Genomic DNA, 15,455 nt, shown 5'->3' with positions numbered 1-15,455 from the left:
CTTACGTATGAACACATTTCTCGTTCCGACAAACTCAGTGCACGTCAGCGCAACCCTGTGTGACTACCTGATCGACCGCGTCGATGAGGACGATACTGTCCACGCGATCAATTCCCAGGTCGGGGGCGATGAGACGACTGCAGACGACATCCGCGACGGCGAGGATGCGCTCAACGCCGTCAAATCGCGACTGGGGGCGGTCACGACCGTCGAGACCCACCAGTTCGTCCGTGGCAACGATCCGGCAACGGACGTGCTCTCGTATGCTGAGGAGATCGATGCTGACGAAATCGTCATCGGGATCAGGAAGCGAAACCCGACCGGAAAGCTACTGTTCGGCAGCGTCGCCCAGCGAATCCTGCTGAATGCCGATCGGCCGATGGCGGTCATCCCGCGAGCGGAGTACTAATTTTCAAGCACGAATTCAGCAAGTGTCGGTACGAACGTCCCGACATCGGTGACCATCCCGATCGCCTGTGCGGAGCCGCGATCGATCAGTTGTGTCACCGTCGCGGGATTGATGTCGACACAGACGACTTTCGTCGTCGACGGCAGGCAGTTCCCAACGGCGACCGAGTGCAACAGGGTCGCGAGCATGAGCACGAGGTCCGCGTCGCGGGCCTGTTCGCGGATCGCATTTTGCGCCGCGACAGCGTCGGTGATCGTATCCGGCAGCGGGCCGTCGTCGCGGATCGACCCCGCGATCACGTAGTCGCGATCGTTTTCCACACACTCGTACATCACGCCGCCGGTGAGCACACCCGATTCAACTGCGGGTTCGATCCCGCCGGCGCGGATGATCTCACTGATCGCGTAGATGTGGTGTTTGTGTCCCTTTCGGGGATGGTCCATCGTCTCGATATCCATGCCCAGCGAGGTGCCGTAGCGGTTTCGCTCGATGTCGTGGGTCGCAAAGCCGTTGCCTGCCGAGATCGCGTCGACGTATCCCGCACGAACGAGCGACGCGAGCGCGTCGCCTGCTCCCGAGTGAATCACCGCGGGGCCGGGAACGGCGAGGACAGTGCCGCCGCGCTCGTGGGTTTCCTCGATCGCATTCGCGATCTCTCTGATCAGCGATTCAGAGGGGCGCTCCGAGGAGATCCCTCCCTGCATGAAGCCGAACGGGCCCTCCGCCTCGCGAGGGCGCTCGGGCGGGTGAACCTTGATTCCGCTTTCGTCTGTGGCAACGAAATCGCCGGCCTCGATCGCGTTGAGCACTTTCGTGTACGCTCGGGGGCTGCCGTCCGGGACGTCGGGTTCGACGACGATCGCACAGTCCATCTCGATGTGTTCGACGTCGATCCACTCGCCGTCGTAGCGGATCTGCGTCGGGTGGTTCGTTGTCGAGTAAAACCCTGATGGAACAACCTTGTCTTTTGGCGCAGCCTCGAGCGTTACGTCGGCTGGGTCGGCCAGCGTTGCGCCGATCTGGTGTAATTCGTGGAGGATCGATTGCAGCGTCGCCGCTTCGGACGCGCGTACCCGCAGGCGGCAGTAGCTCTCAGAGTCTTTGTGTTTGCCGACGTCGAAGCATTCGACCTCGAAATCGCCCCCAAGATCCATGACGATCCCGAACGCGCGCTGCATCGTCCCCGAGTCAATGATGTGGCCCGCCAACTCGACGGTGCGTTCCTGCATGTCCGCGCAGACGCAGCCAGGGGTTTTGTCGTTGTCCCTCCGCTGCGGTGAGCTTCTCTCGTCATTAAAGCGACAATCCGCCGTTTCCCGAACGGTTATGCGCCCGGCGATCGGTTCGATAGCTATGACTACAGCCGCCGATCTCCTCGTGACGAACGCGGAGGTCCACACGCTGACCGACCCCAACGAGACCTACGAGGCGATCGCGATCCGCGACGGGCGGATCGTCCGACTCGGAAGTACCTACGACATCGAGTTCCTCGCCGGAACCGAAACCACGACGATCGACCTCGGTGGACGGACGGTGCTGCCCGGATTCATCGACGCGCACACCCATCTGCTGATGACCGGACGCGCACTCGTCCACGCCGATCTCTCGGGTGCGGCGTCGCTCGAGGAGGCGCTGTCGCGGCTGGCCGATCGGGCTGACGAACTCACAGACGGCGATACCGCCGCTGGTAGCTCCGAAGCCACTGACGAGTTGATTCTCGGATTCGGCTACGACGAGAGCGGCTGGCCCCATCGCCGCTACCCGACCCGTGAGGACCTCGATTCGGTCAGCGAGACCCGCCCGATCGTCGCGTTCCGCGAAGACATGCACGTTGCGTCTGTCAACTCCGCCGCGCTGGATCGCTTCGGCGGTCGCTTACCAGCCAAAGACGTCAAAACTGAGAACGGTCGGCCGACGGGTGTGCTCGTCGAAACTGCGATCGACCCGATCTACGAGGCGGTCGAACCCGATCCCGCGGGCACCGAGAGGCTCGTCCGAGCAGCACAGGCAGCGGCCAACGAGCGCGGCGTGACGATGATCCACGACATGGTCAGAAATTCCCACGCGCCGCGGGTCTACCGGGATCTCGATCTCGCCGGTGAGCTGTCGATTCGCGTCCGTCTGAACTACTGGACTGACCACCTCGAGTCGGTGCTTGACGCCGGCCTTCGGACCAATGCGGGCAGCGAGATGCTCCAGACGGGCGCGATAAAATCCTTCTCAGACGGCAGTATCGGTGGCCAGACGGCCAAGCTCTCCGAACCGTTCAGCGACGGCGAGGACAACGGGCAGTGGGTCGTCGATCCCGAGGAGCTCCGATCGCTCGTCGAACGCGCCGACGAGGCCGGACTGCAGTTTACGACCCACGCGATCGGCGATGTGGCGATCGACACCGTTCTCGACATTTTCGAGGAGTGTGCGGACCCTTCGGCGTCGAGACACCGGATCGAACACCTGGAGTTGGCGACCGACGAGGCGATCGAACGCTTCGCAGAGAGTGGCATCGTCGCCTCGATGCAGCCGAACTTCCACAAGTGGGCCGCCGAGGGCGGCCTGTACGCCGATCGACTCGGCGACCGACGAACCGAAACGAACCGGCTTCGATCGCTCCTCGACGCCGGCGCGCACGTCGCGTTCGGCTCAGACTGCATGCCGCTCGATCCGCTGTTTGGTGTCCACCACGCGGTCAACGCGCCCGAGGGGCTGGAGTCGATCAGCGTCACTGAGGCGCTGCGTGCGTACACCACCGGAGCCGCGTATGCGGGATTCGACGAGAACCGTCTCGGGACGATCGAACCCGGCAAGCTGGCCGATCTGACGGTGCTGGACGATTCGCCGTGGGAGACCTCCGAGGCGATCGCCGACATCGACGTCGTGGCGACGATCGTCGGCGGAGAGGTCGTCTACAAGGATCTGTAGGTGTGTAAGTAAGCACCACGGTTGCTCCGTCGCGGAAGGCAACGCACTTACTGGTGTTGCCCGATCGGATAGGTAATGGCTATCGCATTTTTCGACCGGCTGGCCGATCGCATCGCAACGACCAACAGCGTCGTTTCGGTCGGCCTCGACACCGATCCGCGACGGATTCCTGAACACCTCCAAGACAAAGACCTCCCACAGTGGGCGTTCAACCGCCGGATCATCGACGAGACCTGCGAGTACGCCGCCTGCTACAAGCCGAACGCGGCATTTTACGAGTCCGCAGATGGCTGGCGATCGCTCCGGGAGACGATCGCGTACGCCCACGGCAAGGACGTGCCCGTGCTCTTGGACGCGAAACGCGCAGATATCGGGAACACGACCAGACAGTACGCGAAACTGCTCGACGAAGTCGATGCGATCACCGTCAACCCCTACATGGGACGGGATTCGCTGCAGCCGTTTCTCGATCGCGACGACAAAGGGATCTTTATTCTCTGTCGGACTTCAAATCCTGGCGGCGCAGATCTACAGAACCTCCAGCTCGATTCGGGTGAGCCGCTCTACGAGCGCGTTGCGGCGCTTGCGGACCTGTGGAACACACACGAAAATGTCGGCCTTGTCGTCGGCGCAACCGCACCCGAGGAACTGGCTGATATCCGCGAGAGCGTCCCGGATCTACCGTTCCTTGTCCCCGGAATCGGCGCACAGGGCGGCGACGCGGAGGCAGCGATCGAACACGGCCTGCGCGCAGACGGCGTCGGACTCGTGAACTCCTCGCGCGGGATCATCTTTGCCGGTGAGGGTGAGCGCTTCGAGAAGGCCGCCGGGGCGGCGGCGAAGTCGCTTCGCGATCGGCTCAACCGCTACCGCTGACGCTGACAGGTGGGCGGTTCAACGCAAACGCTCCGGGACGCTCCGGGATGCTCCGAGACGCTTACAACGATCGCTCTCGTATGGGGTGTGTGGACGAAAACAGGCTCCTGATGGGACTCGCCGCGGTGTTGGCTGGGCTGACCGTGACAGTCATCGCGCTCGGGTTCGCTGTGAGTCTCTTTTTACTCCCGCTTGCGATCCCGTTTGGCGGCGCGGCGTACCTCTTTTGGTATCACGCCAGCGGCCGCCTCATGGCCGACGCCCGCGAGAACGCACGAACGTACCGGGTTGGCGGGGCGGCCGGGCCTGCTGCAGACGGCCGCGGCGGATTTGGCAGGGCTGGCGGACCGTTCAGCGAGGCGACCGCTCGCGAGCGCGTGCGATCGAACCGCCGAGACGCCCGAACCGGCGCTCCCCGCACCACGGTTACAATGAGCCCAGAGAAAGCCTCCCGTGTTCTCGACGTCTCCGTTGAGGCGACCAACGCCGAGATCAAAACTGCCTATCGAGAGAAAGTAAAAAAGGCGCATCCCGACACGGACGGTGGGAACGAGGAGGCGTTCAAGCGGGTGAATCGCGCGTACGACACGCTGCGGGAGCAGTAGGTCGCCTGCGAAACGCTTCCCAGTCGCGATGCCCAGTGATCTCTGCCACGTTGACGCTACAACCGCAGCGTGTGAAGTACCTCGGGGTCAAGCCCCGAGGCTTCACCGTCTTGGGGCTGCACCGCACCCGCAGGCGAATTTAATTCCCCTCGACCTTCTCCAGTTGGAGTCGGTTGGAATTCACACCCGAACACGCCGATGTGTCCGTGAGGGTCTGTCGCTCCACCACGACACGACAACTCCCGTCTCACCTACCGTGGCGGCAGGGTTTTGAGAGGAGTCGCATTTCCATAGTTGCCTCAGTCAGCACTGGATTAAGGCCTTTAATCCGTCTTTTGGATTCTCTGACTGTACTCTACTGTACGAAACGTGGTTAACTAAAAGTTCGTGTTGGCTTCACCCTCGGGGTCAAGCCCCGAGGCACTCGCCTTGCTCATCTGTAGATGTCGGTCGGGTACTCGGTCCCGCCGATTTCGTGTGTCGCTGTGCCGGTTCGTTTGAATCCCCGTGCCATGTAGAACTCGTGTCCGATCTCGTTGCCCGAGAGCATTTCGAGCCGTATCGCCTCCACGTCTGCGGGGAGATTCTGTATTCCGTGCTCTAAGAGCGCCGTCCCGATTCCCTCGCCCCAGCGATCGGGATGAACATAGATCGCTTTGAGCCCTGCCTCGTCCTCGCCGACAAACTCCTTCGTCTCCGCGGCTCCCCATCGAAAGTCGGCGAAGCCGCAGACGGTCTTGTCGCTGTCGACGGCGACAAAAACACCGTCAGAATTCTCTGATAGGCCCTCGTACCACCGTTGTACTTCCGCATCGGCGGGAGCAACCGGTTGCTGTTCAATGAGGGCCGCCGGGAGGATGTCGGCGTACGCCTCCCGCCATGCAAGCGATTGTACCCGGATGATCCCGGCAGCATCCGATTTCTGTTCGAATCGTCGAACTTCCATACCAACGGCTACTGTCTCTGCGGTCAAATACGCTGTCAGGAGGATTGTCTCGTTTGACCCGCTTCGATTCCCAGCGGACAGATCGATCGTCTCACCTGTATCCGTCGGCTATCCGTCTCACCCGTATCCCTCGGCTATCCGTCTCACCTGTATCCGTCGGCTATCCGTCTCACTGACGTGCTGTCGGCGGACGGTTTTAGTAGCCTGCAGGCGATCGATTGGTGTATGTTCGATCGATCAGGAGTTCGACGGGGGCGATTCGATGACTGAGCCCCTCCTTTCGGCGGGTCGGGTCGTCGCAGCATTGTTTCTTGTCGTCCTGAACGGATTTTTCGTTGCAGCTGAATTTGCGTACGTTCGGATTCGATCGACGACCGTTGACTCGTTGGTCGATGCCGGCAAACCCGGCGCAGAGACGCTGGATGCGGCGATGGACAACCTCGATGACTACCTCGCGGTGACCCAACTGGGAATCACGCTCGCCTCACTCGGACTCGGGTGGATCGGCGAGCCGGCTGTCGCGGCGCTCATCGAACCGGTGCTCGGTGGGCTGTTGCCGCAGAACCTCGTCCACCTCGTCGCGTTCGCGATCGGCTTTGGGACGATCACCTTCCTGCACGTGGTCTTCGGCGAGTTGGCGCCAAAGACGATCGCGATCGCACAGGCCGAACGGATTGCATTGCTCGTCGCCCCGCCGATGCGACTGTTTTACTACCTCTTCGTGCCTGGCATCGTGGTCTTCAACGGGACGGCAAATGCCTTCACGCGGGCGATCGGCATCCCACCTGCCTCGGAAACAGACGAGACACTGACCGAAGCAGAAATCCGTCGGGTGTTAGCACAATCCGGTGAGGAGGGCCACATCGCCGGTGCCGAAGTCGAAATGATCGAAGGCGTCTTCGAACTCGACGATGTCACTGCTGGGGACGTGATGGTCCCGCGGCCTGACGTCGCGACGGTCCAATCAGACCTCAGACTCTCGGCGCTCCGCCGGGCGATCGTCGAAGCCGGTCACACCCGGTATCCGGTCGCCGATGCGGATGAGCCAGACCGCATCATTGGACTCGTCGACACGAAGGACGTCCTTCGGGCGGAAACCGTCGGCGAGGCCGAAACGATCGAGGCAATGACTGCGGCCGACCTGGCTCGCGATATCCCAGCGTTCCCGGAGACGACCGCGGTGAGCGACCTCCTGTCGGCGCTGCAGGATCGGCGCACGCAGATGGCCGTTGTTATCGACGAATGGGGCGGATTCGCGGGGATCATCACGATCGAGGATATTGTCGAAGAACTGGTTGGTGATGTCCAGGATGCTTTTGATGTGCCCGAGTCCGAACCGTCGATCGTCCACCGCGACGATGGGAGTATCGTCGTAAACGGTAGTGTCTCGCTCGCATCACTCAACGGAGAGTTGGCGACTGCGTTCGCCCACGACGCCGTCAGAACTGTTGGTGGATTGGTCCTCGGCGAACTGGGCCGTCCTCCCTCAGTTGGCGACACCTTCGCGCTCGACGGCTACCAGTTTGAGGTCACTAAGATCGACGGCATGCGTGTCACGACCGTCGTGTTGATGCGAGAGGACGAATCCGAAAACGAATCCACTGTGTAGGGGTCCATCAATATGTCATGGTATTTCACAACACGAAAAGCGTTTTAGCGGCCGATCGCTAACGAGGCTCCATGAGCGCCGATCGGGCGGCCCTTGAGGCCGCTCTCGAACGGGGCGAGGAGGAAGGCGGCCACATCGAGTTCAAAGAACGACTCACGCGGGACGTTCACCTCGCGGACGGTCGCATGGAAAGCCTCGCCGCCCAACTCAGACACCGGGTGTTATCGGGCGACGGAACCGCGACGTACGTGGTCGGCGTCACAGACGACGGCGGCATTGCCGGAATCGAACCGGATGCGTTCTCAGAGACGATGGATGTGCTCTCACTGTTAGCCGAAGAGGCCGGGGCACACATCGCTGACGTCGAAACGTGGAGCGCCGGTGACGACGGGCTTGTCGGGATCGCCACAATCACCGAGGGATCGATGATCGAATCCGACGACGGCCACATTGTCGTCGGGACCGCTGGCCACGTCGATCACGGCAAGAGCACGCTCGTCGGTTCGCTCATCACAGGCCAGGCAGACGACGGCAACGGTTTTACACGGAGCTTCCTCGACGTCCAGCCACACGAGGTTGAACGCGGGCTCTCTGCGGACCTCTCGTACGCGGTATACGGATTCGAGGACGACGGGACGCCGATCCGAACCGAAAACCCCGATCGCAAGGCCGATCGCGCGGCGGTCGTCGAGTCGGCCGATCGCCTTGTTTCGTTCGTCGACACCGTCGGTCACGAGCCGTGGCTCCGGACGACGATCCGCGGGCTCGTCGGCCAGAAGCTCGACTACGGCTTGCTCGTCGTTTCGGCCGACGATGGACCGACGAAGACGACACGCGAGCACCTCGGCATCCTGTTGGCAACGGAGTTGCCGACGATCGTCGCCATTACCAAAAGCGATCTCGTCGACGACGAGCGTCTCGACGCAGTCGAACGCGAAGTAGAGCGGTTGCTCAGGGATGTCGGCAAAACGCCGCTGGGGGTCGAGCGCTACGGTATCGAACAGGCGACCGCAGAGCTGTCTGAGACGGTGGTCCCGATCGTCCGAACGAGCGCGGTCGAGGGCGAGGGGCTAGCTGCCCTCGATCGATTCTTCGAGCGGCTTCCGAAGCGTTCGACCGAGTCACGGGATACGTTCCGGATGTACATTGACCGCAGCTACAGCGTCACCGGCGTCGGCGCGGTCGCCTCAGGGACGGTCAACTCCGGCACGGTCGAGGCGGGCGACGAGCTACTGCTCGGGCCGATGGCCGATGGAAGCTTCCGGGAGGTCGAGGTCCGATCGATCGAGATGCACTACCACCGCGTCGACAGCGCGACCGCGGGTCGAATTGTCGGAATCGCGCTCAAAGGCGTCAAAGAACCCGACGTTGAACGCGGGATGGTCCTGCTCCCGCGGGAGGCCGACCCCGAGCCGGTTCGGGAGTTCGAAGCGGAGGTGATGGTGTTGAATCACCCGACGCGAATCCGATCGGGCTACGAACCGGTCGTCCACCTCGAAACCGTCAGTGAGGCAGCGGTATTCGATCCGGCTGGGGGGAAGCTTCTGCCCGGCGATACCGGCGAGACGACAGTTCGATTCAAGTTCCGACCCTACCTCGTCGAGGAGGGCCAGCGCTTTGTTTTCCGGGAGGGCTCGAGCAAAGGCGTCGGAACGATCACGTCGGTCGGAGAATCGGACGACTAGGCCGATTCCTCGTCGGCGTGGGCCCGAACCCACAGTTCGCCGATCCGCGAGAGCCGCGTCCGGTAGGATTTGCCGTGGTCTTCCTGTTCGATGTATCCTTTGCCGCCGGGGCCGAGCCGATCGACGTTGTAGATCACCTTCGATCGGAAGCTGTCGGTGTACTCCTCGTTGAGTTCGCGCGCGAGCGTCGAGGCGAGTTCACTGACCGATTCGAACTCCCCGTGCTCACCGAGCGTAAAGAGGATCAGCTCCTCGAACGGCTTGACGTTCGAAAAGGACGCGACCGGCAGCTCGACGATGTGGCCGTCACCGATTCGTTTCGCGCCGATCGTCGTCCCCCGCTCGTCGAACTCTGCGAGGAGCTCGGTCGCGCTGTCGAGGTGGGTCGCGATCGACTCCGCAGGAACGTCTTCGCTGGCCTCTTCGCCCGGTTCGATCGCCCGCAACAGATCCCGACACGCCCGTAGCTCTTCGGCCATTTCGGTTTCGAGATACTTCTCTGGGGCGGTGTAGTAGGTATGGATGCGATCGCGATCGGCCTGCCGTTCGACCATCACCGAGTGTGCGGCGGTGGCGAACGCAAACGAGACGGGTCGGGGCATCGAACAGACGTTGACCCACACCTCCGAGCCGTCATCAAGTTGGTCGTTGATGAGGTCGAACGCCTGCTCGAAGGCGGCGTCGTAATCGTAGACGTCCTCGATCCGAAGGCGCTCGGTCGACGCCCCGAGCAAATTCTGAAAGTCCTGCTCGAGCTTTCTGGCGATGTTTCGCGAATACTCCACGTTGGCTTCGCTGCCGACGGCACCCTCCAGTAAGATGACGAGGTCCACATCGAACTGATCGCGGATCAGCGGTGCAATGAGTCGATCGTAATCGAAGCCGACCGGGACGATGTGGGTTTGCATACGTGGGACAATGACTGGCAACTAGTAAAATGGACGGATAAAGCGGAACCGTCTGATGAGATCGGCACGTCGAATCCTCGTCGCGGCAATGATAGTAGCGTTTGCAATGCGTTACAACGAATCGTATCATTGATGAGGTTTTGACAGGGCAGCCGGCACTCAGAGGACGGTGTCGTCGACCGTTTTCGGGACGATCTCCGCGGCAGCCAGCGGCGTGATGTTGATCGCAACGCCGTGTTTGAGGTTCGGGCGATAGCCGGCGGTGGTGATCTCAGAGCGGGCGCGATCGGCCCAATTAGTGGCAATATCCCCGGCTAACTCATCGCAGGCGTCGCCGATCGCCTCTGCGAGTGATTCGTAAGCGTCGAGTCCACGTGCCAGTTCAAAAAGAAGCCGCTCGCGTTCAGAAATTCCGCCGCTCCCGATCTGTGCCTGTCCGACATCGTCGAACCGTCTGAAGTAGTAGTTCATAAACAGAATGCCGTTGCTCGCAAAGTGCGTCGTGCCGACGAGGTCGTGATAATATATGAAGAGATCGTACAGATGGGCTTCGACCGGTTCGGAACCCTCGCGTGCGTATGCGTCGAAGGCCGCTTCAAGATCGGCCAGTGCGTCGAGCCACTCCTCGCGGTTGTCCTCGATCGTGCTGTAGAACGTGGGCGTGAAGCGTGTCTCCATGTCGACGTCGTCCATCGCGGCGAGGGCGTCTAGTTGTGACAGCCGATCGGCCACCTGCTCGCGGAAGTCTGCGACTAGATCGGCAGCCTCAGTGGCGAGGTGGCGGCTCTCAGTGGACCACGTGCGGGGATTGGGCTGGGCCAATTCGACGAGTCGATCTTCGAAGGCGGCGATCTGTTCGAGGCCGCTTTCGCAGCGATCGTACTCGGCTTCGGCAGCGGCCTTTTCGGTTGCCGACAGTGAGTCGTCGCTGTGGCGCCGGTTGGACGCACTGCGCTTTTCGCGTAGCAGAGCTTTGCGCGGTTCGAGATAGCGTTGGAGCCGGTCGAATAGCCCTGAATCCAGCTGGTGGTAATCAACCAAGCAGGCGAAACCCTCCCCCTCAGGGTCGGGGACGAGCCGCTTGGTCGTCACCCGCCAGAGGATCGGCACACGATCGAACGCCTGGACGTGGTACTCGAAGAGATCATTTTCGAGCCATGTCCGGAGGTTCGGATAGGCTTCGTCGGCAGCGCTCCGAGTCCCAAGTGCCGCATCAGCCTCTCTGAGTCGGTCACTTGCGTGTTCCCCAAAGACCGTATTAAATTCGTCCTCGAGACGGTCGAAGAGCGGTGGTTTGGTATGTGTACTAGATATGGGGACAATACCGTCATCGCTCTCGGTGACAATTCGGAGCGTGAGATGGTGGAGGAGGGCTTTCACCATCTCGGGGAAATCGTCTGGCGTGTTCGGTACGTCCGCGGGATCTGGAGTGCGCCGATCTTCGGGTTGTTCGACCGTTCGAAGCCAGATTTCCTGTTTTAGTTGTTCTCGTGTTTGTTCGCTAATAGACAAGGCTTCGGCGATTGACTGGTCTATGTCTTCGGCGAGCGCTTCGATACAAATTCGATCGGCCCGTGCGGCTGATATTGCGTTCCGACAGCGTTCGAGGAGTGAATCCTCCGGGCACCCTGTATCGAATAACACATTGGGATCTATCGAAGCGCTTTGTTGATGGTGGTGATCGTAAAAAAACCCAGCAGCGGCGGATGGTGGCAGTAGTGCTGGGCCAATATAATACGGACTTCGAACGTCAAATACTCGCTGTTTGATGAACAGATTGTGCTGTTTTTGTACCTTCGTATCCACGTTACAGTTCGTCTCGATGTCTCGAAACCACGGTAACTTCCCGACATACCCGGCCTCCCACTTTCGCTCTGGTGTGAGACATAACATAAGGCCGTGGTAGATATCAGAATTTAGCGCAGCCAATAGCGTCCAGAGTGACGTTTCCTCTGAAAAAACCATATTACTGGCATGTCCGAAGAGGCCACCGCCTGGATAGTACCCAAACCGGCGGCCAGTCCGTTTAATATACGCCCATGTCAGTCCTTCTCTCCGGTAATAGTGTGTATTTTGAAACCGAGCTCCGGCGTATCGCTTGATTCGTCTCCCCCTATCAGTCCAGTCAATAACTTCATCCACAGCGGGGAGTACCCACACATCCCCTCCGGCATTTGTGAATGGCGGGAATTCCTCAGCCGGGGCTTCCCAATGCTTTCGCAGAAACCGATCGTTGTTACCGCTTGCGAGACCCTGTTTGACATCCGCAATAGCAGTGTCCGAATGCTCACGGCCAAGTTTTCGCTCAGTTGTATGCAGATGACGTATTGCTGGTGGCAGCGAATAGCATAGAGAACGGCCCGGGATGTCGTTGAACTGTGCAACTGGAATTTCAAAAAACCGCGTCACATCACTGGGTTGTTCGCGTTCGAAAAGGGTATGGAGATAGACGCGTTCTTTTTGTCCTTTTTCGACATCATGTAGTCGAATAAAATTGCCAAGCGTTTCTTGGCCAGACCCACTTCGAACGATCGTACCGGCTGTGCCGACCGTTGCATTATCCAAGATCCCGTAGCCGAACTCGGCCAGAAAATCAAATGACCCACTTGGTCCAATAAAATCGGCTCGAAACGGCTCTAATGTCTGATTAAATAAAAATGATCGAGGAACCAACATTCCGACTCGACCCGCGTTTCGAGTCAGTCGATCACATGCCTCGAAGAAATTCACATAATACTCAGTCATATATTCGTAGTGGTCAGTGACGTACGCTTGGACATCATCTGGCATCCGTCCACCCGATCCGTACGGAGGATTCATAAGCGAAACATCATATTTCTGAGTCAATACGATCAACAGGCTGAGAAAACTCCTGAGGTTCTGCTCGCCGAACGATTCTGATGTGCGCTCAGCGACGGCCTCGCGAAGCGCCTTGAAAAACGAGTTCAGTGACTGATGCGTCCCATCACTCCAATCTGAGAGTCCCGTTTGCCCGCTTTCGAATACCCCCTCAAGTGTCCCGCTCACGTCAAGTAGGCTCCCGAGTGCGTTCGTTTGCTGGAAGGTATCGATGATCTCTGCGAGCGCCTCACGAAGGTCACTACCCTCACCGGTAATGTCATCTAACACTTTTGTAGCCTCTTCTATCTCCGCCACGCGGGCGTCCGCACAGACGATGTCAACGGTGGGCATCTCGAAGTGGCCGTCTTCGTTTTCAGTACGCGTTCGGGCTTTGAGATACAAATTGAACGCCGAGAGCTGACACGAACGCAGGTCAATATCGACGCCATAGAGGTTGTGTTCAAGCACCTTCGCTGGGATCTCGGCTCGATCGAGATCGGTTTCAGCCCACCAGATGCGCTCTAGCACGTCGAACGCGTACAGAAGGAAATGACCGCTCCCGCAAGCGGGGTCGATGACCCGTAGTTCAGACGGATGATCGAACGCTGGAGCGTCGCCAGGTTCCTCGTCCGGAATAAGATACGTACAGAGTGCAGAAACGGTCGGACTGTCTGCTGGCGTGACCACGCGATTTTTGCGGTCCTCGGGGGTGAGCGCCGCTGGTTCAGGGACCGTCGACTCCTGTCCGGTCGCCTCGAGATAGAGCTTCCCGAGGCTGTTGTCCGTGAGCATTCGAACCACCCAGTGGGGCGTGTAGAACTGATTAGCAGGACCAACATCCCCGGGGTTGAGCGTATTTTTTGCATCGAGTGACTCGACGACAGGGCGGTTGTAGTACTCGTAAATCCATCCCAACACGTCGTCTGCCCGCCAAACCTCATTCGGAACCGAATCGAGCATCCCACAGAGTTCTTCGAAGGTGTCGTCGTCAGGATCGATCAGGCTGTACGCGGATGATCGATCGAACAGAATTTCGATCTCTTCGGCCAGCCGATCACACGCGTCGTGGTACGCCTGCAAAATTGCTTCATCCGCTAACAGAAACTCCTCGTAGACGAGTGTCTCCGCAGCCGGTGTCAAGCCGTTCGCTTTGAAGACGGTGACCTCCTCCGCAACAAACCCCCGCACCTCCATACATCGAAGCGCGGCTAACCGGTTGACGATCGTGTAGCCCACACCCGTAATGTACTGTGCAAACGCGTCCGCCCACGGTTCGTCGTCGACGGCTTCGAGTTCGATCGCCTCAGCGAGCGACGATGTGTCCTCGTCTAGGGCGTCCGTGTCAGCGGGCTCGGTGTCGAGGCCATGCTGTGTGAGCTGGAATCGGACGTTATCTTCGACGCGATCTCGCAGCTGGGTGACGACATGTTCGAGATGTTCGCGTTCGGCGCTGTCTAATTGAGCGTTCAGCTGGTCAGGAGTGCCGCCGGCCATGTGATACATCATAAAAACGACCGCTGCACTTGGCTGTTTCCTCTCTCAAAAGGAGTCAATAACTGGAATACCGACGGTCCCGAAGTCCGTCATCGCCTCGAGTTCGTCATTTACGTCACCGAGATCGACAGTCTTCGAGACGACTGCACTCGGATTGAGTTTGTCCGTCGCGACCATTCGGAAAATCTCGTCGTATCGCGTCGGTGGCATCCCAAGCGAACCGATGAATTCGATCTCCTGCATCACCATCGCATCTGTCGGCAATCCGACAACGCCCTCTTCGTCCTGTGTTGTAAGACCGATTTGAACGTGCTGGCCCCGAGTACCGAGACTCAAAACGGAGTTCCGGCAGGTCTCAGCGATACCAAGCGCGTCGACGCTGATGTCTGCACCGCCGCCGATCGTCTGTTGGACCGCTCCCGGGACATCGTCGTATTCGGCGGCGTTGACTGTCTCAACCGCACCGAGCTCCTCAGCCTTTCGCAGCTTCTCGTCGGTCAAGTCCACGGCGACCACGTTTGCACCAAGTGCATCGCCAATGTGGACCGCAGAGAGCCCGACACCGCCACAGCCGTGGACAACGAGCCAGTCGCCAGCTTCGACGTCTGCGCGGTGGGCCAGCGCGTGGAACGAGGTCATGAACCGACAGCCCAGCCCTGCCATGTCGACCGATGAGACGCCGTCGGGAAGTTCGACCAGGTTGTGGTCTGCGGCTGGCACGTGGAGTTCTTCGGCGAACGCCCCCTGCACCGGTTCGACGAACCCGAGTGGCATGACGTTCTCGCAGGTGTTCGAGTGCCCTCGACGACACTGCGGGCACGTGCCGTCTCCGAGATTGAACGGCACCGCGACGTGGTCGCCCTCATCAATATTTTCGACGTTTTCCCCGACCGCAATTACCCGGCCGGCTGGTTCGTGACCCAGAATCTGCCCCGGTTGCGGTTGGATACCGAGCCAGTCCCAGTCACCTTGCCACCCGTGCCAGTCCGATCGACAAATGCCACACGCATCGACTGCAACAACAGCCCCGTCAGGGGTGACATCGGGCGCGTCAACGTCGGTTATCTTGAGCGGTTCCCCGTGGCTTTCGAGTACTGCTGCTCGCATACACCGCTACTTTTCAATGAGAGTGCAAAATACTATCTATTACAATCATTATATAG

The 15,455-nt window shown here is 60.0% G+C and carries 11 protein-coding genes; 6 read left to right on the top strand and 5 right to left on the bottom strand.

Annotated elements, in window-relative coordinates; genetic code table 11:
- Positions 1-7: 7 nt before the first annotated feature.
- A complete protein-coding gene (locus E5K03_RS02465; RefSeq protein ID WP_138004785.1) occupies positions 8-409 on the top strand; it encodes a universal stress protein in 402 nt (133 codons plus the stop codon).
- Here the strand turns inward: E5K03_RS02465 and E5K03_RS02460 are convergent.
- On the bottom strand, positions 406-1,638 hold the full coding sequence (locus tag E5K03_RS02460) for an ornithine cyclodeaminase (RefSeq protein ID WP_138004784.1): 1,233 nt from the start codon (positions 1,636-1,638) through the stop codon (positions 406-408). The genes E5K03_RS02465 and E5K03_RS02460 overlap by 4 nt on opposite strands.
- 124 nt (positions 1,639-1,762) lie before the next feature.
- On the opposite strand from E5K03_RS02460, the gene E5K03_RS02455 reads away from it, so the two are divergent.
- The 3 genes from E5K03_RS02455 to E5K03_RS02445 all read left to right on the top strand — a co-directional run bounded on the left by E5K03_RS02455 (position 1,763) and on the right by E5K03_RS02445 (position 4,809).
- Complete coding sequence (locus tag E5K03_RS02455) at positions 1,763-3,328, top strand: amidohydrolase (RefSeq protein WP_138004783.1); 1,566 nt, start codon at positions 1,763-1,765, stop codon at positions 3,326-3,328.
- Positions 3,329-3,409: 81 nt separating this feature from the next.
- On the top strand, positions 3,410-4,204 hold the full coding sequence (pyrF, locus tag E5K03_RS02450) for an orotidine-5'-phosphate decarboxylase (RefSeq protein WP_138004832.1): 795 nt from the start codon (positions 3,410-3,412) through the stop codon (positions 4,202-4,204).
- Positions 4,205-4,293: 89 nt separating this feature from the next.
- On the top strand, positions 4,294-4,809 hold the full coding sequence (locus E5K03_RS02445; RefSeq protein WP_138004782.1) for a J domain-containing protein: 516 nt from the start codon (positions 4,294-4,296) through the stop codon (positions 4,807-4,809).
- Between the two features lie 433 nt (positions 4,810-5,242).
- On the opposite strand, the gene E5K03_RS02440 is transcribed toward E5K03_RS02445, so the two are convergent.
- Positions 5,243-5,755 carry a GNAT family N-acetyltransferase gene (locus E5K03_RS02440; protein WP_138004781.1) on the bottom strand — a complete coding sequence of 171 codons (513 nt, stop codon included), beginning with the start codon at positions 5,753-5,755 and terminating at the stop codon, positions 5,243-5,245.
- A 262-nt stretch (positions 5,756-6,017) separates the two neighbouring features.
- Here E5K03_RS02440 and E5K03_RS02435 point away from each other — a divergent pair, with 262 nt between their 5' ends.
- Entirely contained in the window at positions 6,018-7,364 is a 1,347-nt protein-coding gene (locus E5K03_RS02435; protein ID WP_138004780.1) for a hemolysin family protein, read from the top strand.
- A 71-nt stretch (positions 7,365-7,435) separates the two neighbouring features.
- The gene (locus tag E5K03_RS02430; protein WP_138004779.1) at positions 7,436-9,049 is read left to right on the top strand and encodes a GTPBP1 family GTP-binding protein; all 1,614 of its coding nucleotides are present in this window, start codon (positions 7,436-7,438) and stop codon (positions 9,047-9,049) included.
- Here the strand turns inward: E5K03_RS02430 and E5K03_RS02425 are convergent.
- The 3 genes from E5K03_RS02425 to E5K03_RS02415 all read right to left on the bottom strand — a co-directional run bounded on the left by E5K03_RS02425 (position 9,046) and on the right by E5K03_RS02415 (position 15,399).
- A complete protein-coding gene (locus tag E5K03_RS02425; protein WP_138004778.1) occupies positions 9,046-9,957 on the bottom strand; it encodes an HFX_2341 family transcriptional regulator in 912 nt (303 codons plus the stop codon). The genes E5K03_RS02430 and E5K03_RS02425 overlap by 4 nt on opposite strands.
- 159 nt (positions 9,958-10,116) lie before the next feature.
- A complete protein-coding gene (gene pglX / locus E5K03_RS02420) occupies positions 10,117-14,304 on the bottom strand; it encodes a BREX-5 system adenine-specific DNA-methyltransferase PglX (RefSeq protein WP_240729918.1) in 4,188 nt (1,395 codons plus the stop codon).
- A gap of 33 nt (positions 14,305-14,337) precedes the next feature.
- A complete protein-coding gene (locus E5K03_RS02415) occupies positions 14,338-15,399 on the bottom strand; it encodes a zinc-dependent alcohol dehydrogenase family protein (RefSeq protein WP_138004777.1) in 1,062 nt (353 codons plus the stop codon).
- Positions 15,400-15,455: the final 56 nt, after the last annotated feature.

Origin of the sequence: Halalkalirubrum salinum, assembly GCF_005543295.1 — an archaeon.
GTDB lineage: Archaea > Halobacteriota > Halobacteria > Halobacteriales > Haloferacaceae > Halalkalirubrum > Halalkalirubrum salinum.
Note: the sequence above shows the minus strand (reverse complement) of the source record. Positions and strands in the feature narration are given on the sequence as shown.